Source organism: Streptomyces sp. NBC_00704, assembly GCF_036226605.1.
Classification (GTDB): Bacteria; Actinomycetota; Actinomycetes; order Streptomycetales; family Streptomycetaceae; genus Streptomyces.
Genome location: NZ_CP109000.1, coordinates 3,252,231 through 3,274,150, shown reverse-complemented (window position 1 = coordinate 3,274,150; position 21,920 = coordinate 3,252,231). Strand labels below are relative to the sequence as shown.

Annotated in this window: 19 protein-coding genes and 2 pseudogenes; 14 read left to right on the top strand and 7 right to left on the bottom strand. The window is 73.5% G+C overall.

The features are described from left to right. Positions 1–171: 171 nt before the first annotated feature. Both OG802_RS14250 and OG802_RS14245 read right to left on the bottom strand, forming a co-directional pair. A pseudogene (locus OG802_RS14250) lies at positions 172–1,083 on the bottom strand (DMT family transporter); the annotation flags it as partial. A gap of 181 nt (positions 1,084–1,264) precedes the next feature. Beyond that, complete coding sequence (locus OG802_RS14245) at positions 1,265–2,200, bottom strand: RNA polymerase sigma factor SigF (protein ID WP_329410655.1); 936 nt, start codon at positions 2,198–2,200, stop codon at positions 1,265–1,267. Between the two features lie 239 nt (positions 2,201–2,439). On the opposite strand from OG802_RS14245, the gene OG802_RS14240 reads away from it, so the two are divergent. From OG802_RS14240 to OG802_RS14210, 7 genes and pseudogenes are all read left to right on the top strand, one after another. Next, on the top strand, positions 2,440–2,835 hold the full coding sequence (locus OG802_RS14240; RefSeq protein ID WP_329410653.1) for an STAS domain-containing protein: 396 nt from the start codon (positions 2,440–2,442) through the stop codon (positions 2,833–2,835). A 202-nt stretch (positions 2,836–3,037) separates the two neighbouring features. Beyond that, positions 3,038–3,601 (top strand): ATP-binding protein, encoded by a 564-nt coding sequence (locus tag OG802_RS14235; protein WP_329410651.1) that lies wholly within the window; start codon positions 3,038–3,040, stop codon positions 3,599–3,601. 791 nt (positions 3,602–4,392) lie between these two features. Then, positions 4,393–5,121 (top strand): peptidase, encoded by a 729-nt coding sequence (locus OG802_RS14230; RefSeq protein ID WP_329410649.1) that lies wholly within the window; start codon positions 4,393–4,395, stop codon positions 5,119–5,121. A gap of 29 nt (positions 5,122–5,150) precedes the next feature. Beyond that, the gene (locus OG802_RS14225) at positions 5,151–6,032 is read left to right on the top strand and encodes a hypothetical protein (RefSeq protein WP_329410647.1); all 882 of its coding nucleotides are present in this window, start codon (positions 5,151–5,153) and stop codon (positions 6,030–6,032) included. Then, a pseudogene (locus tag OG802_RS14220) lies at positions 6,029–7,126 on the top strand (hypothetical protein); the annotation flags it as partial. The gene OG802_RS14225 and the pseudogene OG802_RS14220, both read left to right, overlap by 4 nt. Before the next feature lie 758 nt (positions 7,127–7,884). Beyond that, the gene (locus tag OG802_RS14215; RefSeq protein ID WP_329417058.1) at positions 7,885–9,156 is read left to right on the top strand and encodes a hypothetical protein; all 1,272 of its coding nucleotides are present in this window, start codon (positions 7,885–7,887) and stop codon (positions 9,154–9,156) included. Between the two features lie 175 nt (positions 9,157–9,331). Beyond that, entirely contained in the window at positions 9,332–9,691 is a 360-nt protein-coding gene (locus OG802_RS14210; RefSeq protein WP_329410644.1) for a hypothetical protein, read from the top strand. A 71-nt stretch (positions 9,692–9,762) separates the two neighbouring features. Here OG802_RS14210 and OG802_RS14205 read toward each other — a convergent pair whose 3' ends face one another. Further along, positions 9,763–11,301 carry a peptide MFS transporter gene (locus tag OG802_RS14205; protein WP_329410642.1) on the bottom strand — a complete coding sequence of 513 codons (1,539 nt, stop codon included), beginning with the start codon at positions 11,299–11,301 and terminating at the stop codon, positions 9,763–9,765. Between the two features lie 524 nt (positions 11,302–11,825). On the opposite strand from OG802_RS14205, the gene OG802_RS14200 reads away from it, so the two are divergent. Beyond that, positions 11,826–12,503 (top strand): response regulator transcription factor, encoded by a 678-nt coding sequence (locus OG802_RS14200; RefSeq protein ID WP_020128522.1) that lies wholly within the window; start codon positions 11,826–11,828, stop codon positions 12,501–12,503. 148 nt (positions 12,504–12,651) lie between these two features. After that, positions 12,652–13,926 carry an ATP-binding protein gene (locus OG802_RS14195; protein ID WP_329410640.1) on the top strand — a complete coding sequence of 425 codons (1,275 nt, stop codon included), beginning with the start codon at positions 12,652–12,654 and terminating at the stop codon, positions 13,924–13,926. A gap of 46 nt (positions 13,927–13,972) precedes the next feature. Here the strand turns inward: OG802_RS14195 and OG802_RS14190 are convergent, their stop codons facing one another. Beyond that, on the bottom strand, positions 13,973–14,488 hold the full coding sequence (locus tag OG802_RS14190) for a GtrA family protein (RefSeq protein ID WP_329410637.1): 516 nt from the start codon (positions 14,486–14,488) through the stop codon (positions 13,973–13,975). Between the two features lie 199 nt (positions 14,489–14,687). Here OG802_RS14190 and OG802_RS14185 point away from each other — a divergent pair, with 199 nt between their 5' ends. From OG802_RS14185 to OG802_RS14170, 4 genes are all read left to right on the top strand, one after another. After that, on the top strand, positions 14,688–15,827 hold the full coding sequence (locus OG802_RS14185) for a 5-(carboxyamino)imidazole ribonucleotide synthase (protein WP_329410635.1): 1,140 nt from the start codon (positions 14,688–14,690) through the stop codon (positions 15,825–15,827). Then, on the top strand, positions 15,824–16,345 hold the full coding sequence (gene purE, locus OG802_RS14180; protein ID WP_329410634.1) for a 5-(carboxyamino)imidazole ribonucleotide mutase: 522 nt from the start codon (positions 15,824–15,826) through the stop codon (positions 16,343–16,345). The genes OG802_RS14185 and purE overlap by 4 nt, the downstream gene beginning before the upstream one ends. After that, a complete protein-coding gene (locus tag OG802_RS14175) occupies positions 16,342–17,541 on the top strand; it encodes a dipeptidase (RefSeq protein WP_329410633.1) in 1,200 nt (399 codons plus the stop codon). Before purE ends, OG802_RS14175 begins: the two co-directional genes overlap by 4 nt. 139 nt (positions 17,542–17,680) lie before the next feature. Then, entirely contained in the window at positions 17,681–18,790 is a 1,110-nt protein-coding gene (locus OG802_RS14170) for a dipeptidase (RefSeq protein WP_329410631.1), read from the top strand. A gap of 49 nt (positions 18,791–18,839) precedes the next feature. On the opposite strand, the gene OG802_RS14165 is transcribed toward OG802_RS14170, so the two are convergent. After that, positions 18,840–19,244, bottom strand: coding sequence for a VOC family protein (locus OG802_RS14165; RefSeq protein WP_329410629.1), 405 nt, complete (start codon positions 19,242–19,244; stop codon positions 18,840–18,842). Positions 19,245–19,295: 51 nt separating this feature from the next. Next, entirely contained in the window at positions 19,296–19,655 is a 360-nt protein-coding gene (locus OG802_RS14160; protein WP_329410627.1) for a VOC family protein, read from the bottom strand. Positions 19,656–19,793: 138 nt separating this feature from the next. On the opposite strand from OG802_RS14160, the gene OG802_RS14155 reads away from it, so the two are divergent. Continuing rightward, on the top strand, positions 19,794–20,303 hold the full coding sequence (locus tag OG802_RS14155; protein WP_329410624.1) for a CGNR zinc finger domain-containing protein: 510 nt from the start codon (positions 19,794–19,796) through the stop codon (positions 20,301–20,303). A 187-nt stretch (positions 20,304–20,490) separates the two neighbouring features. Here OG802_RS14155 and OG802_RS14150 read toward each other — a convergent pair whose 3' ends face one another. Beyond that, the gene (locus OG802_RS14150; RefSeq protein ID WP_329410622.1) at positions 20,491–21,834 is read right to left on the bottom strand and encodes a UDP-glucose dehydrogenase family protein; all 1,344 of its coding nucleotides are present in this window, start codon (positions 21,832–21,834) and stop codon (positions 20,491–20,493) included. Positions 21,835–21,920: the final 86 nt, after the last annotated feature.

Below are 21,920 nucleotides of genomic sequence, written 5' to 3'. Positions count from 1 at the left end.
CGCGGACCGGGGGAGCGGTCGGGTTCCTCCGGACGAGGTCTCCCCAGGGAGTCCCGTCAAGGCCGCGTCCGAGCCCTCGGCGGCGGCGGCGGTTGCGGCGGCAGCGGCGGCGGCCTCGGTGACGGCGGTGGCCTCAGCGGCCTCGATGGCGGGGGCGGAGGCGCGCTGCCGGTCGGCGGCCGACCTGCCCCAGCCGGTGCCGACGAGCACGAGCACCGCGCCCACGAACCCGAGCGTGCCGGGCCGGTCCCCGGCGAGGGCGACGCCCACCGCCGCCGCCCACACCGGCTCGGTGCCCAGCAGCAGACTGACCCGCGACGGCGACGTGCGGCGGACCGCCCACATCTGCACGAAGAACGCGAACAGTGTGCAGAAGACGGACAGGTAGACCAGGCGGGCCCAGTCGCCGGAGTCGAAGCGCGCCGCCGCGGCCCACGGCGAGGCGCCCGTGCCGGGCACGGCCGCCAGCAGCGCGAACACGGCGACCGCGCCGCCCAGTTGGACCGTCGTCAGCGACAGCGCGTCCGCGCCGCGCACCGACTCCATGCGCGCCATGGCGAGGACGTGCACGGTACGGGCCACCGCCGCCCCCAGCATCAGCAGATCGCCCCCGGACGGGGCCGTGAACCCCGCGCCCTGGGTGAGCAGCGCCACGCCGAGCACCGACAGGCCCGCCGCGGCCATGAAGGCCCCCGGGAGCCGCACGCCCCGTGCCCGGCTCTCCGCGAGCGGCGTGAACACCATCGTCAGGCTGATGATCAGTCCGGCGTTGGTCGCGGAGGTGTGGACGACGCCGTACGTCTCCAGCAGGAAGATCCCGGCGAGCACCAGGCCCAGCAGCGAGGCGCCGCGCCACTGCGCGGCCGTCAGCGCCCGCAGCCGCCGCCGTCCGGCCACCGCCAGCACGGGGAGCACCACGGCGAACCGCAGCACCAGCACGGCGATGACGGTCTGCGCCGTGGTGACGCCCTTGGCGGCGAGGTAACTGGACCCCCACACGGCGGCGACCAGCAGGACGGGCACGTCGGCGAGAGGCCCCGGCCGGGCTGCGGGGACTGCGGGGGCTGCGGGAGAGCGGGGCACGGGGGCTCCTCAGGGGCAGACGACGCGGGCCAGCGGCGCTGCTGGTTCGAGGGCCGGGCCAGCGTAGTCGCCGGGAGGGAAGCGGCCGGCGGATTTTCATGGCCGGGTGGACAGACGTCCGCGCCCGGTGATCGAGTACAGGTCGATCACCGGGCGCGGACGGCGGAGGTCTGCCGGGGCCCTACTCCTCGACGGTCAGCGCCTTGCGCAGCCGCACCAGGGTGCGCGACAGCAGCCGCGACACGTGCATCTGCGAGATGCCGAGCTCCTCGCCGATCTCCGACTGGGTCAGATTGGCGACGAAGCGGAGGGAGAGGATCTGCCGGTCGCGGGGTGCGAGTTCGGCGATCAGGGGCTTCAGCGACTCGATGTACTCGATGCCTTCGAGGCTGTTGTCCTCGTAGCCGATGCGATGGGCGAGGGCGCCCTCCGCGTCGTCGTCCTGCGCCTGCGCGTCCAGCGAGGACGCCGTGTAGGCGTTGGACGCGGCCATGCCCTCGACGACCTCGTCGCCGGAGAGGCCGAGACGCTCGGCCAGTTCCGCGACGGTCGGCGCGCGGTCCAGCTTCTGGGCCAGTTCGTCGCCCGCCTTGGCCAGGTCGAGCCGCAGCTCCTGGAGCCGGCGCGGGACGCGCACGGACCACGACGTGTCGCGGAAGAAGCGCTTGATCTCGCCGATGATGGTCGGCATCGCGAAGGTCGGGAACTCGACGCCCCGCGAGAGTTCGAAGCGGTCGATCGCCTTGATCAGGCCGATGGTGCCGACCTGCACGATGTCCTCCATGGGCTCGCTGCGGGAGCGGAACCGGGAGGCGGCGAACTTGACCAGCGCGAGGTTCAGTTCGACGAGCGTGTTGCGCACGTACGCGTGGTCGTGCGTGCCCTCTTCGAGGGATTCGAGCCGGGCGAACAGGGTCTTGGACAGGGCCCGCGCGTCGACGGCTCCGACCTCGTCGAACGGGGGGATCTCCGGGAGTCCGGCGAGGGCGTCGGTGGGGTCGACGTCCGGCACCGCGATGTGTGCGATGGGTTCCAGATGTTCCTGGTCCGGAGGGGGTGTCGACGTCGCTCCGCGGGTATGCGGTGCGTCGAGCCGGGGTGACATGATGTCCTCCATCGTTCTCGGCGTATGGCTGCCGAAGCCAGTGAGCGCACTACGGTGTGCGGCGCCTCCAAAGCCGGCCGTGTCGGTCTGCGTGTTCGTACTAGGCCTACCTGCTTTACTTGACCGATCGCAAGTGCGTTTTGTCCGTTTATGTCTGTTTGTGTGTGATTGTTCGGGTGTTGAGGTGCGGGTCGAGGGCGTAGTGTTCGAGGGCGTCAGAAAGCAGTTCGCGACCCAGGAGAAGAGACGGCATGGACCGCGGGACGGTCGGCAGCGCACAGTCGGGCCGGCTTCTGGTCGAGGTGCGGGAAGAGGGCCCCAGTGCCGTCGTGACCCCGGCGGGTGAGTTGGATCACCACACCGCCGATTTGTTGCGTGAGCCACTCGAAGCCTGCCTCGCCAGAGGTCACAGTCGCCTGGTGGTCGACTGCACGCGCCTGGAGTTCTGTGACTCCACCGGGCTCAACGTGCTGCTCGGAGCCCGCCTCAAGGCGGAGGCGGCCGGCGGCGGAGTCCATCTGGCGGGCATGCTGCCCGTGGTGGCCAGGGTCTTCGAGATCACCGGTGCGGACGCCGTGTTCACCGTGCACGACACGGTCGAGGCGGCGCTGGCCGACGGGCGCGACGGACAGGACGAGGACGGCTGAGTTCCGCCGTCCGCCCGGCGTCGGCCCGACACGGGCGAGATGAGGGGTGTCCCGCCCGTCACGCCGGGCAGGAGTCATCCTGAACCCGCACATCCCGGCGGTGGCGCCGATACGAACGCCGTCCGGTTACGTACGACTCTGCAGAGATCCGACTCTTGAATGGTGAACCGGTCAATCGGGGAATCGGTGAGGTGAAGCGCTGATGAGCACCACCCGGCCTTACTCGCCGGGCGACCGCGGCCCGGAGCCCAGCCCGGAGCCCAGCGGCGCTTCCGGGACGTCCCACGGGGACGCGCGGGGGGCTGGGACGTCCGGCGGAGGCACGGCTGCCGTGCCGCCCGCGTCGCCGGGCGGCCGTCAGGTACGCCGGCTGAACTTCGAGGACGCCAGCGGTGTCGTCCCGCTCGCCCGCGACTTCGCCCGCCAGGCGCTCTACGCGTGGGGCTGGCTGCCGGCCGCCACCGCCGACCGGCGGGCCGCCGCCGAGGACGTGCTGCTCGTCGTCTCCGAGCTGGTCACCAACGCGTGCCTGCACGCCGAGGGGCCGGACGCGATGGTCCTGGGCTGCGACAACAAGGTGATCCGCGTCGAGGTCTCGGACCGCGGCACGGGCCAGCCGGCGCCCCGCACCCCGCACCGCGCGGGCCGCCCCGGCGGACACGGCATGTTCATCGTCCAGCGTCTCTGCCTGGACTGGGGCGTCATGCGGGCCCAGGGCGTAGCGGGCAAGACGGTCTGGGCGGAACTGGGCGCCGCACCGGCCTGACGCCCCGGCCGCGGGCCACGGGCCTCCGGCCCCGACCCGGCCGGCGTGCCGCCGGCACCCGCCGGTGGCGTTCACTGCCGACGCCCGCTGCCGACGTTCACTGTCGTCGTACGCGGGCGCCACCCGCGGCCGCGCGCCCGCTGGCCGCCCCCTGCGACGCCCCGACCCGGCGGGCCGCCCCCTGCGGCGCCCCGACCCGGCGGGCCGCCCATCCCGGCCACCGCCCACCGGCGGTCACCACCGCCCGCGGTCGCGGGGCACCGCGGATCGCCGGCCGTTAGTGCCCCTGTCACTGCCGCTGCTTTCGGTCAGGGGCACCAGCCCTTACCGGTCGCCGATCACCACGCTTTCCGCGGTCGCCGGGCGTTGCCCGCCACCGGTCGCTCCTCGATCGCCGAGCCGCGCCGGTCGCGGCGCGACGCTCCCCCTCCGCGTACCCGGCCCCGGCGCATGGTGCCGCCGGCCCGCCTCGCCCCCCGGCTGACCGGTCCCCGGTCCCCTGTTTCACGTCCCCGCTCCCCGCCCCCCGGCCGGCCGGCCCCCGGCCCCTGCCTGCCGTCCCCGCTCCTCGCTCCCCAACGCCCGGTCCCGCCCCCCCGCGGTTCCGCCCCCGGACCCGCTCCTCCGGCCCCCCGTTCCCAGGGGTTTCCTGGGGGTCGGGGCCGGGTGCGGGATCGTCACAACTCCGGCCCGTGCCTTCTCTTCCCTCCTCATCGCCTCGGGCGTACCTTGACGGCTCAATCTGATGCCTCGTCAGTAAGGCGGGGCGGTGGGAGTGAGGGGACGGGACCGTGTCGAACCGGAAGCGAACCGCCGTGCTCGCGACTGCCGCGGCCCTGGCCGGCTCGGCGGTGCTGACGGCCGCCCCGGCGGCCATGGCCGAGGTCGTCGACGTCAACTACGGCTGCAAGACGCCCATCGGGGACAAGAGCGCCGTCTCGCCCATCGACATCAAGGGCGTCAGGAGCGGCGACGGGTACCGGATCACGATGTCCTGGCAGAAGGGCGTCTCCTCCAGCCCCGTCGAACTCGGCGCGGGCTCCATGAAGCCGAGCGCGACCATCAGGCTGGGCGGCGCCGACAGCGGCACCCTGAACGTCACGGGCCCGGCCAACCAGGCCGCGATACCCGCGAACACCCCCATCAAGATCAGCGATCTGAGCGGCACGTACACCCCGGAGAAGAGCGGCAAGGTCACCTTCACGGCCGGTGTGCTGACCATCAAGGCGCTCGGCACCACCACCGTCTGCACCCCGAGCAACACCCCCGGCCCCTCCCTCACCCTCGACGTGACCGCGAAGGGCGGCGGCACGGGCGGGGGGTCGACCGGCGGGGGTTCGGGCGGGGGCTCGACCGGCGGCGCGGCGAGCGACGGCGGCTCCGGCGGGCAGCTCCCGCGGACCGGCCCCGAGGACTCCGCGATCGCCCTCGGCACCCTCGGCGGCACCGTGCTGCTCGCGGGCGCGGCGGGCGCCCTCTGGCTGACCCGGCGCGACCAACCGGCGCGCGCCCGCCGCTGACCGCCCCCGGAGGAGCGCTGGAGCCGCCGATGCCGTACGCCACCGCCCGCGTCCTGCTGCTGTCCCTGCCGCTGCTGTCCCCGGCGCTGCTTCTCCCGGCACTGCCGGCCGGTGCGCCGCACGCCGGTCCGACCGCCGGTCCGGACGGCTGGTCGGCGGCGCCCGCCGGCGGGGGACGGCCGTCGTTCTACGCCGAGGGCGCGCCCGGAACGGCCCTGCGGGACACGGTCGCCGTGACCAACCGGGGGAGCCGGCCGCTCGCCGTCCGGCTGGGCGCCGCCGGTCCCGGCCTGCGGGTCGCCTTCGCCGAGACCGCGCTCGACGTCCCCGCCCGCACCCGCGCCGAGGTGCCCTTCACGGTGACGGTCGCGGCGGACGCCCGGCCCGGCGACCGCACGGGCCGGATCGTCGTGCGGGACTCCGCGGGCCGGGAGAGCGAGGTCCGGCTGCTGGTCCGGGTCGGCGGTCCGCGGCTGGCCGCGCTGACCGTCGAGCACGTGGCCGTGCGCGGCGGCCGCATCGCCTACGAGCTGGTCAACCGCGGCACCACGGTGCTCGTCCCCCGGCTCGCCGTGCACGCGGACGGCGTCCTGGGCGTCGTCATGGACCGCGGGCCGCGCCCGCTGCCCGTGCGCCTGCCGCCGGGCCGCCGTCTCGCCCTGTCCGAGCCCTGGCCCGACCCTCCGGCCCTGGACGCCGTCACCGTGCGGCTGACCGTCACCGCGCCCGGCGCGGCCCGCGCCACCGGGCGGGCGTCCGCGCGGTTCGTGTCACCGGGCGCGGCGGCGGGCGTGGCGAGCGGCGCGCTGTCGGCCGCGGCCGCCGCCGTGGTCCTGCGACGCCGGCGTCGAGGCCGGCGCCGGCGCGGGACGGCCGCCGTCGAAGTCGAGCCGAGGGGAGCGCTGACGTGAGAGCAGAGTCGCGGATCACGGCGCCCGCGCCGGTCCTGCTCCTCCTCGTCCTATTGCTGTCGGCGGCCCCGGTGTCCGTGGGCGCCCCGGCCGCGGCCGCCGGGCGGCCGGCGGTGACGGTGTCCGCGGCGCAGGCGGGCACGGGCGGTTCGGTCACCGTGAGCGGCAGCGGCTGGCGGCCGCGCACCCTGCTGATGCTGCTGGTCTGCGGACAGGCGACGCCGGCCCGGGGCGTGATCGGGGGCACCAACTCTTGTGCCAACGCCGACGGGCGCGCCGTCACCACCGACGCCGACGGCCGCTTCAGCCGGGCGCTGCCGGTAGCCGAACCCCCGGCGCCGTGTCCCTGCGTCGTGCACGTGGCCACCGTCACCGGTACGAAGGCGCAGGCCGACGCGGCGTTCCAGGTGGCCGGGCATCCGGTCCGGCCGCTGCCCGCGCAAACCGGCGGCGGACGTCTGTCGGTGCTCACCGACACCCGCCTCGAGGGGTCCTCGGGCCTGCTGACGTGGTTCGGGGCGCCGCCCGCGCGCACGCTGACGTTCACCGTGGGCAACCTCGGCACCGGGGACGTGAAGGACCCCGTGTTCCAGGTCGGCGCGGCGCACGGGGTGTTCGCCCCCGAGTGGGACGAACGGCAGTGGCGCGGCACGATCCGCCCCGGTGGGAAGGCCCGCGTCGCACTGCCCGTCGAACTGGCCGCGGGCGCCCACGGCGACTACACGGTCTCCCTCAAGTACGGCGGGAAGGTCCTCGCCGAGCAGCCGTGGGGCGTGGGCCGCCCGTGGGGCGTGACCCTGTTCTGGATCCTGCTCTGCGTGGTCGTGCCGGCGGCGCTGTTCCGCGTCGGGCTGGCCGTGGTGGACCGGGTGCGTCCGCGCCCGCCGGGCCGGGGCGCCTCGCGCGTCCCCCGGCACGGGCACGGCAGACCCCTCCGGTCCCCCCGGACCGGGCCCCCGCCCCCGAACCCGGCCCCGAACCCGGCCCTGCCGTGGTTCACCCCGGACACCGGCCCGGCCGCCACGACCCGCCTCACCGCGCCGCAGGAGGACCACCCCGCGCCTCCGCCGGGCCCGGCCCCGCCGCCGGACTCGGCCCCGCCGACGGCTCAGGCGACTCAGGCGACCTCTACGGCCCCGACGGCCCCGACGGCCCCGACGGCCCCGACGGCCCCGACGGCCACGACGGCCTCTACGGCCCCGACGGCCACGATGGCCCCCACGGCCTCTACGGCCTCTACGGCCCCGACGGCCTCCACCGCCCCGACGGCCACGACGGCCTCCACGGCCCCGTCGGCCCCCACGGCCTCCACCGCCCCGACGGCCCCGACGGCCTCTACGGCCCCGACGGCCTCTACGGCCTCTACGGCCTCTACGGCCCCGACGGCCTTTACGGCCCCGACGGCCTTTACGGCCCCGACGGCCTCCGCGACCCCCACGGCCTCCACGGCTCCGACGGCCTCCACGGCTCCGACGGCCTCCACGGCCCCCACGGCCTCCACGGCTCCGACGGCCCCCACGGCCACGACGGCTGCCACGACGGCTCCGTCGGGACCGGCCGTGCCGGTCGGCCCGGACGCTGACGCCGGTTCGGCCGTCCCCATGGACCGCACCGCTCCCACGGGGCCCGGGCGCCCTCGCCGGGCCCCCCGGTCTGCCGGCTCTGCCGGTTCCGCCGGTTCCGCCGGCTCTGCCGGTTCCGCCGGTTCCGCCGGTTCCGCCGGTTCCGGCGGGGGCGACGACTCGCCTCGACCCCACGACTCCGGCAGGAAGGGATCCACGTGAGTGAGAGAGCCATGCCACCCGAAGGGGCCCGCGCGCGCAGGCGGGCGGCGGCCGCGGGCGTCGCCGTCATGCTCACCGGGGCCGCCGTCCTGCTGGGCGTGACCGCGGGTCAGGCGCAGGCCGCCGAGGTGTCCTACGCCACCAAGTGCGTACCGCCGTCGGGCATCGGCCTGCCCGACGTCAACGGCACGACGAAGGTGGAGATCACCGCGCCGGTCACGGCGAAGGTCGGCGACACCGTGGACGTCGTCTGGAAGTTCACGCAGGCCGCGTCGAAGAACCCCGACATCATCGATCTGCCCGCGAACTCCGTGCAGCCGTCCGGCACCCTCAAGGCGGCCGGTGCGCAGACCGCCGACATCGCCGTGCGGGGACCGCGCGAGAACCCGGCGATCCCCAAGGGCGGCGCGATGACGCTGTCCGACATGAAGGGCTCGCTGAAGCTGACGGCGGTCGGGCAGGTGACGCTGACGCCGGACGCGTACGTCGTCAACGCGCTGTCGACGGACACCCGGTGCACGCCCACGCAGGCCGTGCAGCCCTCGGCGACCATCACGGTGACGGCCGGCAACGGCGGTCCGGGCTCGTCCAGCGGCAGCCCTTCGCCGAGCGCGTCGCCGACGGCCTCGGGTTCGCCCGGCGGGTCCGCGACGCCGTCGTCCTCGTCGTCGGCCACCCCGACCCCGTCGCCGACCGGCGGCTCCGGCCGGACGGACTTCACCGGCAAGGTCGTCGACGTCCCCTACACCTGCCAGTCGCCCATCGGGGAGAAGAGGGCGACGTCGCCGGTGCAGATCGACGCGCGGAAGAACGGCGGGAGTTACGGGCTGACCGTGCGGTTCAAGAAGTCGGTGATGAACAGCCCGATCGACATTCCGGCCGGCTCGGTGAAACCGTCGATGCAGGTCACCCTGGGCGGCTCGGACAAGGGCTCGGTCAAGGTGACGGGCCCGGCCAACGCGGCCCCCGTCAAGCAGGGCGCCCCGATCGAGATCCCCGACCTGACCGGGACGTACAAGCCGGGTGCGACCGGTGAGTCCACGCTCTCGCCGGGCGTCCTCGTCATCGAGGCCCTGGGCACGACCACCACCTGCACCCCGGACAGCACGGCGGTCTCCCTGACGCTGAACACCGAGGAGCAGGCCGGCGGCGCCTCGGGCGGCGGCGGTTCGGGGTCGTCGTCGGGCTCCGGCGGCGCGGCCACCGGAGGCGGCGGTCTCGCGGAGACGGGCTCGGGCGATCACGGGGCGCTGAAGGCCCTGGGCCTGGTCGCGGGCACGGCGGTGCTGCTGGGCGGAGCGGTCTTCACGTTCCTGCCGGGACGGCGGCGGCCGTTCTGAGGGCACACCTCAGATCTTGCTCAGAACGGCACGGATCGTTTGCTTCCAAGATCATCTCTCGCATACCGTCCGGATGTTCGCGCGAGCGATCGAGCAACGGAGATGCCCGCGAGGCAAAGAAGCAGTTGAAGCGTTGACCATCGCGCTCTGCACCTCGCGGAGGGAAGAGGAGCAAATGATCTGGGGGAAGAAGGCGGCGGGCGGTGCGCTCGCCGCCGTCCTCATCGCGACGGGCGCCGGACTGGCGACGGCGGCGCCCGCCGAGGCGGCGACGGCGAAGTACAGGTGCAAGGCCGAGGTCCACCTCGACCTCGGCCGGCCGAAGGCGACGTCCTCGTGCAAGAAGTCCGGCTCGGGCAAGAAGGTGAGCAAGCACCGCGTCAAGCTGGTGTGCGACGTGATCCGCGGCCGGGGCACCCCGCACGAGATCCCGTGGATCCTGTTCGGGCCGTGGGTGAAGCCGGGGCAGAAGTCCACCGTGATGTGCGGCTTCAGCAGCTTCACGCGCTCCTGGTCGGTCGAGACCAAGGCCTGAGGCCGTCCCGCATGCGAGAGGGGCCGCCGCACCTGTCCGGTGCGGCGGCCCCTCCTCGGCGTGACGGGACGTCAGTGGACGTCGCCCATCAGCGACTTGACCTTCCGGCGGTACATCCACACCGCGACGCCCGCGAGGGCGGCGAGGGCGGCCTCGCCGAGGACCGCGGGCGTGCCGCCGAGGTCGACGCCCGCTATGGCCGGGTTGGACAGCAGGCTGGTGACGGAGTCGCCCGCGGTGACCGCGAGGAACCACACGCCCATCATCTGGCTGGCGTACTTGGCGGGGGCCATCTTCGTGGTCACCGACAGGCCGACCGGCGAGAGGCACAGCTCACCCACGGTCTGGATGAAGTAGATGCCGACCAGCCACATCGGGCTGACCGCGGTGCCGTCGGACGCCATGGCCAGCGGGACCAGGAAGAAGAAGAACGACACGCCGACCAGGACCAGGCCCATCGAGAACTTCACGATGGTGCTCGGCTCCTTGCCGCGGCGGTTCAGCCACACCCAGACCCAGGCGAAGACCGGGGCGAGCGCCATGATGAACAGCGGGTTCAGCGACTGGTACCAGGAGGACGGGAAGTCGAAGCCCAGCAGGGAGCCCGAGGCCTTGCCCTCGCCGAAGGCCTGGACCGTGGACGCGCCCTGGTCGTAGATCATCCAGAAGACGGCGGCCGCGACGAAGAACCAGATGTAGCCCGTCATCTTCGACTGCTCGACGACCGACAGCTCCTTGTCGCGCTTGATGCGCAGCAGCACGCCCGCCGGGATCACCAGACCGATGACGGTGAGCGGGATCATCGCCCAGTTCAGCGTGAAGTGACCGGTGAACCCGACGACGCCGTAGAAGACGGTCCCGGCGATCAGCCAGAGCAGGCCCTTGCGCAGCCAGTCCGCGCGCTCCTCGGCCGCCAGCGGCTTCGGGACGACGTCGCTGCGCGGGCTCAGGTTGCGGGTGCCGAGCAGGAAGGTGGTGAGGCCGATCGCCATGCCGACCGCGGCCAGGCCGAAGCCGAGGTGCCAGTTGACCTCCTGGCCGACCGTGCCGATGACCAGCGGGGCGAAGAACGCGCCCGCGTTGATGCCCATGTAGAAGATGGTGAAGCCGCCGTCGCGCCGCGGGTCCTCCGGGCCGTCGTACAGGTGGCCCACCATGGTGGAGATGTTGGCCTTGAGCAGGCCCGAACCGGCCGCGACCAGCGCCAGGCCCGCGAAGAACGGCGCCTGGCCGCCGGGCAGCGCCAGCACGAGGTGACCGGCCATGATCGTCACGGCGGCGATGGCGACCGTCTTGCGGGGGCCCCAGACGCGGTCGCCCAGCCAGCCGCCCGGCATGGCGAGCAGATAGACCATCGCCGAGTAGACGGAGACGATCACCGTGGTGGTGGCCACGTCCATCGCCAGACCGCCGCCCATGCTCCCCTTGCCGGCGCCGGGGCCGCCGGAGAGCAGGTAGACGGTGAGCAGAGCCTTCATGCCGTAGTAGGAGAACCGCTCCCACATCTCGGTCATGAAGAGAGTGGCCAGTCCGCGGGGGTGGCCGAAGAAGGTCTTCCCGGAGCCGGGGGTGCCCGGGCGGACCGAGTCCTTCGTCAGGCTGGACGCCATGTCGTTCCTTGCTGCTCGGGACGCGCCGCGCTCAACGCGCCGCGCGCCCGGTGGGGGGCGGCCGGCACCGGCGGACCGCCTCGTCCGCCCCTACGCCCGGGGGGAGTCCGCTCCGGGTCTCGAAGCGGTGGACGGCGGTCACCGGGATCCACGCCCCCTCGCGTCGGGGGCCCGGCCACAGGTCATTCCTCTCGGGGCCGGCGGGAACCGGCCCGCACACAAAAGAGACCCTCGGCGTCAAGCGGACCGCCAAAGGTCCCTGTGTACTACAGGCGTTCTTTCACCATACGGCAGCACAACGCCGGATATGGAAGGACTTGAGACGCGGATCACAGGTGATCATGGAACCGTGGCGGCGTTTCGAAGGTCTGAAACATCCTGTCATCCATCGACCGCAGGTCCGTACCAAGATCGACGACGGCCCGGCCCCCGGCAGGTGTCCCGGCTGTCCGGCTTGTCCCCGGGTAAGAAACGGCGTCGGCGATCACACTTCGGCCCCTGCCCGCGCGGACTACCATCAGCTCATGACCCGTGTACTGCTCGCCGAGGACGACGCGTCCATCTCGGAGCCGCTGGCCCGCGCCCTGCGCCGGGAGGGCTACGAGGTCGAGGTGCGCGAGGACGGCCCCACCGCACTCGACGCCGGAATGCAGGGCGGCGTCGACCTGGTCGTCCTGGACCTCGGTCTGCCCGGCATGGACGGCCTGGAGGTCGCCCGCCGGCTGCGCTCCGAGGGCCACGCCATTCCGATCCTCATCCTGACCGCGCGCGCCGACGAGGTGGACACCGTCGTCGGTCTGGACGCGGGCGCCGACGACTACGTCACCAAGCCCTTCCGGCTGGCCGAACTCCTCGCCCGGGTGAGGGCCCTGCTGCGGCGCGGCGCCTCCGAGCCCCAGCAGCCGCCCGCCACCCACGGCGTGCGCATCGACGTCGAGTCGCACCGCGCCTGGATGGGCGAGGAGGAACTCCAGCTCACCGCCAAGGAGTTCGACCTGCTGCGGGTCCTGGTGCGCGACGCGGGGAGGGTCGTCACCCGCGACCAGCTGATGCGCGAGGTCTGGGACACCACCTGGTGGTCGTCGACCAAGACCCTCGACATGCACATCTCCTGGCTGCGCAAGAAGCTCGGCGACGACGCGGCCAACCCCCGCTACATCGCCACCGTGCGCGGCGTGGGCTTCCGCTTCGAGAAGAGCTGACCCGGTCCCCCGGGGCCGACCGTCCCCCGGGGCCGACCGTGCGCGTGCGTCGTCGGGTGCGGGCCGGTGGGGCTTCTCGCGCAGTTCCCCGCGCCCCTGACGGGGCCGCCAGAGCCCGCCTGGAAACGTCACCGCCCCGGAGGGCCCAGTGCGCCGCCGTCTGATCCAGTCCACCCTTGCCGTCGTGCTCGTCGTCATCGCCGTGTTCGGGCTGTCCCTCGTCATCGTCGAGACCCGCACGATCAGCAACAGCGCCCAGGAACGCGTGGACTCCGAGGCGCTGCGGCTGGCCAGCATCGTCGACAGCCGGCTGGTCGGCGCGGAGGACGTCACCGCCGAGATACTGCGCGACCAGGTCACCCAGGACCGCTACGCCGAGATCCGCATCCCCGGCCGGCCGGTCATCCAGGTCGGCGTCCGCCCCGAGGGCGACGTCATCCGGTCCACCGCCCGCGGCGAGGAGGGCGAGAGCGTCCTGGTCCAGGAGCCGCGCTCCACGGTGACCCGGGAGGTCGGCCGCACCCTGCTCATCATCGCCCTGGTGGCGCTGCTCGCGGTCATCGCGGCGGTGCTGCTGGCGATCCGCCAGGCCAACCGGCTCGCCTCGCCCCTCACCGACCTGGCCGAGACCGCCGAACGCCTGGGCTCGGGCGACCCGCGCCCCCGTCACAAGCGCTACGCCGTCCCCGAGCTGGACCGGGTGGCCGACGTCCTCGACTCCTCCGCCGAACGCATCGCCCGCATGCTCACCGCCGAACGCCGGCTGGCGGCCGACGCCTCCCACCAGCTGCGCACGCCCCTGACGGCGCTGTCCATGCGGCTGGAGGAGATCACCCTCACCGACGACCCGGACACGGTGAAGGAGGAGGCCACGATCGCGCTGACGCAGGTGGAACGGCTCACGGACGTCGTGGAGCGCCTCCTGACCAACGCCCGCGACCCGCGCACCGGCTCCGCGGTCACCTTCGACCTCGACGAGGTCATCCAGCAGCAGCTCGCCGAGTGGCGGCCCGCCTACCGGGGCGTGGGCCGCGCCGTCGTCAGCTCCGGCAAACGCCATCTGCGGGCGGTGGGCACGCCCGGCGCGGTCGCCCAGGTGCTGGCCGCGCTGATCGAGAACTCGCTGATGCACGGCGGCGGCACGGTCGCGCTGCGCACCCGCGTCACCGGCAACCAGGCCGTGGTCGAGGTCACCGACGAGGGCCCCGGCGTCCCCGCCGACCTGGGAGCCCGCATCTTCGAGCGGACGATCAGCGGCCGCAACTCCACGGGCATCGGCCTGGCCGTCGCCCGCGACCTGGCCGAGGCGGACGGCGGACGCCTGGAGATGCTCCAGGCACAGCCGCCGGTCTTCGGCCTGTTCCTGTCCCGCACCGCGCCGCAGAAGCGCACCGCACAGGACGAGGAGCCCACGGTCCGCTGACGAGCCCCGCGCGCCGGCCGCGCCGGCCGCGGGGGCGCGGCGGGGGTCAGCTCACGCGCTGCGCGGCCTGGGGCTCGGGGCGGCGGGACTGCTCGGCCACCGTCAGAAAGGCCTCGGCGTCGGCCACGGCCTCCTTCGCCGGCAGCGCCCGGAACACCCAGGTGCGGTACGACCAGAACCGGAACAGCGTCGCGATGCCGATGCCGACGAACTTGAACACGTTGCTCTGCAACGGGCTGTCCCAGCCGAACCAGTAGGTCGCCGCGTACAGCAGCCCGTTCTCGATCACCAGGCCCACCGCGCTGAACAGCAGGAACAGCGTCATTTCCCTGGTGCGCCCGCTGCGGTCGCGGTCGCGGTAGGTGAAGTAGCGGAACCCCACGTAGTTGAAGGCGATCGCCACGACCGTCGCGATGACGCTCGCCCGGACCACCTGCAGATCGGTCAGATGCCGGACGGCGTTGAAGACGCCGAGGTTCACCAGCAGGCCCGCGCCGCCCACGGCTCCGAACTTGGCCAGCTCACGGATGAGCCTCTTCAGCCCCGAGGAACCATGCGCCATGGTCGTACAGGCCCCCGTCCGGGATTCGGTGTCGTCAACCCAGCCATGCTAACCACCACTCTTCCCGGTTTCCTGTGGTCGGGCTCACGGGTCGGCCGCGGGCGGCCGAGATGCGGGGAAACGGCGGGTATGAGGCCGCGGAACGGCCGGTGGGAGACGGCGGGATCCGGCCGGGTGGCGTGGCCGATACCCTGGGAGCGTGACGTTCCCGGTAGTCGGCATGGTCGGCGGGGGGCAGCTCGCTCGTATGACACACGAGGCGGGCATCCCGCTCGGCATCAGGTTCAAGCTCCTCAGTGACACCCCACAGGATTCCGCGGCGCAGGTCGTGAGCGATGTCGTCATCGGCGACTACCGCGATCTCGACACGCTGCGCGAGTTCGCACGCGGGTGCGATGTGATCACCTTCGATCACGAACATGTGCCCACCGAGCACCTCCGGGCGCTGGAGGCGGACGGCATCCCCGTGCGCCCCGGCCCGGACGCGCTCGTGCACGCCCAGGACAAGGGCGTGATGCGGGCCCGGCTCGACGCGCTCGGCGTGCCGTGCCCCCGGCACCGCATCGTGAGCGACCCGGCGGACGTCGCCGCGTTCGCGGCCGAGGGAGAGGGCTTCCCCGTCGTCCTGAAGACGGTCCGCGGCGGCTACGACGGCAAGGGCGTCTGGGTCGTCGACTCCGCCGAGGAGGCCGGGGACCCCTTCCGCGCGGGCGTCCCCGTCCTCGCCGAGGAGAAGGTCGACTACGTCCGCGAACTCGCCGCCAACGTGGTGCGCTCCCCGCACGGCCAGGCCGTCGCCTACCCCGTCGTCGAGTCCCGCCAGGTCGGCGGCGTCTGCGACACGGTGATCGCGCCCGCCCCCGGCCTCGACGACACGCTGGCGCTCAAGGCCGAGCAGCTGGCCCTGACCATCGCCAAGGAACTCGGCGTCGTGGGCCACCTCGCGGTCGAACTGTTCCAGACCCGCGACGGCCGCGTCCTCGTCAACGAGCTGGCGATGCGCCCGCACAACTCGGGCCACTGGTCGATGGACGGCGCGATCACCTCGCAGTTCGCCAACCACGTCCGCGCCGTCCTGGACCTCCCGCTCGGCGACCCGCGCCCGCGCGCCCCCTGGACGGTCATGGTCAACGTCCTCGGCGGCGACTACCCGGACATGTACTCGGCGTACCTGCACTGCATGGCCCGCGACCCCCAGCTGAAGATCCACATGTACGGCAAGGACGTGAAGCCCGGCCGCAAGGTCGGCCACGTCAACACCTACGGCGACGACCTGGACGACGTCCTCGAACGCGCACGTCACGCAGCCGGTTACCTGAGAGGCACGATCACCGAATGAGCCCAGTCGTAGGCATCGTCATGGGGTCGGACAGCGACTGGCCCGTCATGGAGGCCGCAGCCCAGGCCCTCGACGAGTTCGAGATCGCGTACGAGGTCGACGTCGTCTCGGCGCACCGCATGCCGCGCGAGATGATCGCGTACGGCGAGCAGGCGGACGGCCGCGGACTCAAGGCGATCATCGCGGGCGCCGGCGGCGCGGCCCACCTGCCCGGCATGCTCGCCTCCGTGACCCCGCTGCCGGTGATCGGCGTCCCCGTCCCGCTGAAGTACCTGGACGGCATGGACAGCCTGCTGTCCATCGTGCAGATGCCGGCCGGCGTGCCCGTCGCCACCGTCTCGGTCGGCGGCGCGCGCAACGCCGGACTGCTGGCCGCCCGCATCCTCGCCGTCCACGACGAGGACCTCCTCGCCCGGATGCGCGACTTCCAGCAGGAGCTGAACGACCAGGCCACCGAGAAGGGCAAGCGCCTGCGCGCCAAGGCCGAGGGCTCGAACGGCTTCGGCTTCGGGAAGTGACGGCACCGGTGACACAGCCCGCCTCGCTGGACACGGCCCGCGAGCTCCTGCGCGAGTTCCCGGTCGTCGACGGCCACAACGACCTCCCCTGGGCGCTGCGCGAACAGGTCCGCTACGACCTCGACGCCCGCGACGTCGCCCAGGACCAGCACGCCCACCTGCACACCGACATCCCCCGGCTGCGCGCCGGCGGCGTCGGCGCGCAGTACTGGTCCGTGTACGTGCGCGCCGACCTGCCCGACGCGGTCCCGGCGACGCTGGAGCAGATCGACTGCGTGCGGCGGCTCATCGCCCGCCACCCGCGCGACCTGCACCCGGCGCTGACGGCCGCGGACATGGAGACGGCCCGCGCGCAGGGCCGTATCGCCTCGCTCATGGGCGCGGAGGGCGGCCACTCCATCGCCAACTCCCTCGGCGTGCTGCGCGGCCTTTACGGGCTCGGCGTGCGGTACATGACGCTCACCCACAACGACAACGTCGACTGGGCGGACTCCGCCACCGACGAGCCCAGGGCGGGCGGGCTGACCGCGTTCGGCCGCGAGGTCGTGCGCGAGATGAACCGCGAGGGCATGCTCGTCGACCTCTCGCACGTGGCGGCGACCACCATGCGCGACGCGCTCGACACGAGCGTGGCGCCGGTGATCTTCTCCCACTCCTCCGCGCGCGCGGTCTGCGACCACCCCCGCAACGTCCCCGACGACGTCCTGGAGCGGCTGCCCGCCAACGGCGGCATGGCGATGGTGACGTTCGTGCCGAAGTTCGTCCTCCAGGCGGCGGTCGACTGGACGGCCGCGGCCGACGACAACATGCGCGCCCACGGCTTGCACCACCTCGACACCACCCCCGAGGCGATGAAGGTCCACCGCGCCTTCGAAGCAGCCCGCCCCCGCCCGGTCGCCACCGTCGCCACCGTCGCCGACCACCTCGACCACATGCGCGAGGCGGCCGGCGTCGACTGCGTCGGCATCGGCGGCGACTACGACGGCACGGCCTTCACCCCCGAGGGCCTCGACGACGTCTCCGGCTACCCCCGGCTCATCGCGGAACTCCTGGACCGCGGCTGGTCCAAGGCCGACCTCGCCAAGCTGACCTGGCAGAACGCGGTACGGGTGCTGGGCGCGGCCGAGGACGTGGCGCGCGGCCTGAAGGCCACGCGCCCGGCCTCCCACGCCACGATCGAGTCCCTGGACGGCTGACCCCGGCCTTCGGGGCACACGGGCGGGCCGGCGCGAACGGCCCGCCCGCGCGCGTACCCCCGAACGCCCCGTCCACCAGGAAGCGCGCCGCCCGCCGTGCGACGGTGACCGTACTGCTGACCGACGTACGGAGACCGTCATGGCCGACCTCCAGGACGAACTGCACGCCCTCCCCGAGGCCGGCGAACTCCCCGACACGGCGCGGACGGCGCCCCCCGCCCCGCAACCGCCCCCGCCCGGCGCGACCGCTCCGCTGGAGCGCGCCGAGGCCCTCCTCGCCGCCCATCCCGTGGTCGACGGCCACAGCGGCCTGCCCCGGGCGCTGCGCGACCTGCCCTGGTACGACCTGCAACTCGGCGAGAGCGGCGTCGACACGGACGTGCTCCGGCTGCGCGAGGGCCACGTGGGCGCGCTGCTGTGGTCGCTGCGGCTGCCCGAGAGCCTCGCGGGGGACCGGGCGGTGGGCGCCACCCTGGAACAGCTGGACCTCGTCCGGTCGCTGATCGCCGCGCATCCCGAGGCGCTGCGGCTGGCCCGCAGCGCGGGACAGGTCATCGACGCCCGCAACTGCGGCCGGGTCGCCGTCGTCCTCGGACCGGCCGGCGCCGCCGCGCTCGGCGACTCCCTGGGCATCCTGCGGGTGCTGCACTCCCTCGGGCTGCGCGTCCTCACCCTGGCCGGGGCCTCATGGGCGGGCGAGTCGGGGCTGACCCGGTTCGGCGAGGAGGTCGTGCGCGAGATGAACCGGCTCGGCGTGCTCGCCGACCTGTCCGGCGCCTCCGACGCCACGGCCGGCCGCGCGCTGGCGCTGTCCAGGACGCCGGTGCTGTGCACCCGCTCCGGCGCCCGCGCCCTGCGCGCCCACCCCGACAACCTGTCCGACGCGCTGCTCGCCGACCTGGGCGCGGTGAAAGGGCTGTGCCTGGTGCCGTCCTCGCCCGAGCGGACCGGGCCGGACGTGCGGGACGTGGCCGACCATCTCGACCACGTCCGCGCGATCGCCGGCCCCGAGAGCGTGGGCTTGTCCGGCGCCCACGCCCGCGGCGACGCCCCCGACACCGCCCCGGCCTACCCGCAGCTGATCGCCGAGCTGCTCGAACGCGGCTGGCCGGAGTCCGACATCGCCCTGCTGACCTGGGGGAACATGCAGCGCGTCCTGCGCTCGGCCGATTTCGCGGCCCGCGCGGCACGCGAACGCCGCAAGCCGTCCACCGTGCGCATCACCGAACTGGACGCGACGGACGTCTGAGCCGGCCCACGCCCCGCGCCGACGCCCCGGCCGCGGGCCGGCCCCGTGCTCAGGCCGGGGCCTGTTCCACGCGGCACAGGCAGAAGGGATGGCCGGCCGGGTCGGCGTACACCATGAAGTCCTTCTTCTCCCGGTCCTCCAGGTCGAGCGGGCGCGCGCCCAGCTTCAGCACGCGCGCGTGGGCCTCGTCCATCTCCTCCCAGGTGGCGCCGCCGTCCAGGTCGAGGTGGAACTGCTGGGGGTTGCGGTCGGCGCGCGGCCACTCGGGCGGGGTGTACCCCTCCACCTGCTGGAACGCGATCCGGGGACCGCCGGGCACATACAGCACGAACCAGTCGTCCGCCCCGTCCTCGGCCTCGGGCGTGCCGCCGAGGACCGCCGCGTAGAACGCGGCGAGCGCGCGCGGATCAGGACAGTCGAGGACGACGGAGCGGAAGCGGGCGACGGGCGGCATGGGACCCTCCTGGGCGGGGAGCGGGACAGTGGACCGTGCGCCGCCTCGGTCTCAGCAGCGGCACAGGCAGAACGGGTGCCCAGCGGGGTCGGCGTACACACGCCAGCCGCGCGAGTGGTCCTGCGCGTCCAGCGGCTTCGCGCCCAGCGCGAGCACGCCCCGCTCGGCGGCGTCCAGGTCGGCGACGGTCAGGTCGAGGTGGAACTGCTGCGACCGCTCCGGCGCGGGCCACTCGGGCGCGACGAAACCGGGGGCGGCCTGGAAGGCCAGCGACCGGCCGTCGGGCGTCTTCACGTTCACCCAGTCCCCGTCGCCCTCGACGGTGCCGCCCAGCACCTCGGCGTAGAACCCGGCCAGTGCGCGCGGGTCGGGACAGTCCAGAACGATCTGGCCCAGCTCGGCGAGTGCCATGACTTCCTCCACGGAGTCGGAATCGGCTTCCCAGCCCGTTACTGGTTACCTGTAGAGCCGGGTAACCGGTAACGGTTACTGCATACTGGCCCATTGGCGGTAACGTCGCAAGCATCTTCTGGCGGTAACGTCGCAGGCATGAGCGACAGATCGGCCGCCCCCGGAGCCCTCGCCCTGGTGGAGTCCCTGGTCAACACGCTGGACGTCGCGTCCGGCGCGGACGCCCTGGACACCGCGCAGGGACGCGAGCGGTTCGGGCTGGCCGAGGACGAGGTGGAGCAGGCCCGCACCCTGCGGGAATCCCTGAGAGCCGCCCTGCTGGCACACGCCGGGCACCCGCCGCACCGCGCGGTGACACCGCTGGGCGACCTGCTGGCGGCCGCGCCCCTCGTGGTAGCCGTCGACGAACACGACGGCTCCGCCCGCCTCGCGCCCCCCGGCCCCGCCGACGGCGCCCCACTGCTGTCCCGCACGGCGGCCGCCGTCGCCCAGGCGCTGGTCGACGGCACCTGGACCCGGCTGAAGGCCTGCGAGGCGGCGACCTGCCACTGGGCCTACTACGACCGCAGCCCGGCCGGCCGGGGCCGCTGGTGCTCGATGCAGGTGTGCGGTGCGCGCGCCAAGATGCGCCGCTACCGGGCGAAGTAGCCCGCCGACCGGCACAGGGGCCGGTTCAGGGTCGCGGGACCGGGTCGGGTCAGGGGTCGTTTCCGGGGTGGTTCGGGGCCGGTTCAGGGATGGTTCACCGGCCGGGCCGCCGCCCGGTGGTGCAGAATGCAGCAAGACGCCGGTTCGGCCGACTGAGCCTCGGCCGAACCGGCGTCGCCTTCGCCCGCTACGCCGTCGGGCGGCCCATGGCCCGGTAGGTCCAGCCCGACTTGCGCCACAGCTGCGGATCCAGCGCGTTGCGTCCGTCCAGGATCAGCCGGGTCGCCGCGACCTCGCCGAGCGCCGCCGGATCCAGGTCCCGGAACTCCCGCCACTCCGTCAGATGCAGCACCGCGTCGGCGCCCCGGACGGCGTCCAGCGCCGAGCCGGCGTAGCCCAGGGTCGGGAAGAGCCGGCGCGCGTTCTCCATCCCCTTCGGGTCGTACACGGTGACCTGGCCGCCCTGCAGATGGATCTGCCCGGCGACGTTCAGCGCCGGCGAGTCGCGCACGTCGTCCGAGTCCGGCTTGAAGGTGGCGCCCAGCACGGCGATCCGCTTGCCCAGGAAGGACCCGCCCCCCAGCTCCTGCCGCGCCAGCTCGACCATCCGTCCGCGCTGGCGCATGTTGATCGAGTCGATCTCGCGCAGGAAGGTCAGCGCCTGGTCGGCCCCCAGCTCACCGGCCCGCGCCATGAACGCGCGGATGTCCTTCGGCAGACAGCCGCCCCCGAACCCGATCCCCGCACGCAGGAACTTCTTGCCGATCCGGTCGTCGTAACCGATCGCCTCGGCCAGCTTGGCCACGTCGCCGTCGGCGGCCTCGCACACCTCCGCCATGGCGTTGATGAACGAGATCTTGGTCGCGAGGAAGGAGTTGGCGGACGTCTTCACCAGCTCCGCCGTGGGAAAGTCCGTCACCACGAACGGGGTGCCCTCCCCGACCGGCGTCTCGTACACCTGACGCAGCAGCGCCTCGGCCCGCTCGCTGCGCACCCCGACCACGATCCGGTCCGGGTGCAGCGTGTCCTGCACCGCGAACCCCTCGCGCAGGAACTCCGGGTTCCAGGCCAGCTCGGCGTCCTCGCCGGCCGGCGCGAGACCGGCGATCACGCGCGCCAGCCGGTCCGCGGAGCCCACCGGCACCGTCGACTTGCCGACGACCAGCGCGGGCCGCGTCAGATGCGGGGCGAGGGAGGCGAGGGCGGACTCGACGTACGACATGTCGCACGCGTACTCGCCGTGCTTCTGGGGTGTGTTGACGCAGACGAAGTGGACGTCGCCGAACGCCCCCACCTCGGCCCAGTCCTGGGTGAACCGCAACCGCCCGCTCGACCCCTCGAAACCGGCGACGTGCCGGCGCAGCAGCTCCTCCAGCCCCGGCTCGTACATGGGCGTCTCACCGCGTTCGAGCATCTCGATCTTCTCGCGGACGACGTCGAGCGCGAGCACCTCGAAGCCCAGCTCGGCCATGGCCGCGGCGTGCGTGGCGCCGAGATAGCCGGTGCCGATCACGGTGATCTTGAGGGCCATGAATGCTCCTGGTGGGGGTTGCCGTCGCTGCGCGCCCGAGCATAGCCGTGGCGTGTCGACGCCCCCCACCGGGCAGTTCGCCGGTG

Bases quoted from the DNA above. Each gene is read 5' to 3' on its own strand.
- OG802_RS14190 (WP_329410637.1), bottom strand. From the start codon at position 14,488: ATGGCGCATGGTTCCTCGGGGCTGAAGAGGCTCATCCGTGAGCTGGCC.
- OG802_RS14200 (WP_020128522.1), top strand. From the start codon at position 11,826: ATGACCCGTGTACTGCTCGCCGAGGACGACGCGTCCATCTCGGAGCCG.
- OG802_RS14155 (WP_329410624.1), top strand. From the start codon at position 19,794: ATGAGCGACAGATCGGCCGCCCCCGGAGCCCTCGCCCTGGTGGAGTCC.
- OG802_RS14165 (WP_329410629.1), bottom strand. From the start codon at position 19,244: ATGCCGCCCGTCGCCCGCTTCCGCTCCGTCGTCCTCGACTGTCCTGAT.
- purE (WP_329410634.1), top strand. From the start codon at position 15,824: ATGAGCCCAGTCGTAGGCATCGTCATGGGGTCGGACAGCGACTGGCCC.
- OG802_RS14225 (WP_329410647.1), top strand. From the start codon at position 5,151: ATGCCGTACGCCACCGCCCGCGTCCTGCTGCTGTCCCTGCCGCTGCTG.
- OG802_RS14245 (WP_329410655.1), bottom strand. From the start codon at position 2,200: ATGGAGGACATCATGTCACCCCGGCTCGACGCACCGCATACCCGCGGA.
- OG802_RS14240 (WP_329410653.1), top strand. From the start codon at position 2,440: ATGGACCGCGGGACGGTCGGCAGCGCACAGTCGGGCCGGCTTCTGGTC.
- OG802_RS14150 (WP_329410622.1), bottom strand. From the start codon at position 21,834: ATGGCCCTCAAGATCACCGTGATCGGCACCGGCTATCTCGGCGCCACG.
- OG802_RS14170 (WP_329410631.1), top strand. From the start codon at position 17,681: ATGGCCGACCTCCAGGACGAACTGCACGCCCTCCCCGAGGCCGGCGAA.
- OG802_RS14235 (WP_329410651.1), top strand. From the start codon at position 3,038: ATGAGCACCACCCGGCCTTACTCGCCGGGCGACCGCGGCCCGGAGCCC.
- OG802_RS14205 (WP_329410642.1), bottom strand. From the start codon at position 11,301: ATGGCGTCCAGCCTGACGAAGGACTCGGTCCGCCCGGGCACCCCCGGC.
- OG802_RS14160 (WP_329410627.1), bottom strand. From the start codon at position 19,655: ATGGCACTCGCCGAGCTGGGCCAGATCGTTCTGGACTGTCCCGACCCG.
- OG802_RS14215 (WP_329417058.1), top strand. From the start codon at position 7,885: ATGCTCACCGGGGCCGCCGTCCTGCTGGGCGTGACCGCGGGTCAGGCG.
- OG802_RS14210 (WP_329410644.1), top strand. From the start codon at position 9,332: ATGATCTGGGGGAAGAAGGCGGCGGGCGGTGCGCTCGCCGCCGTCCTC.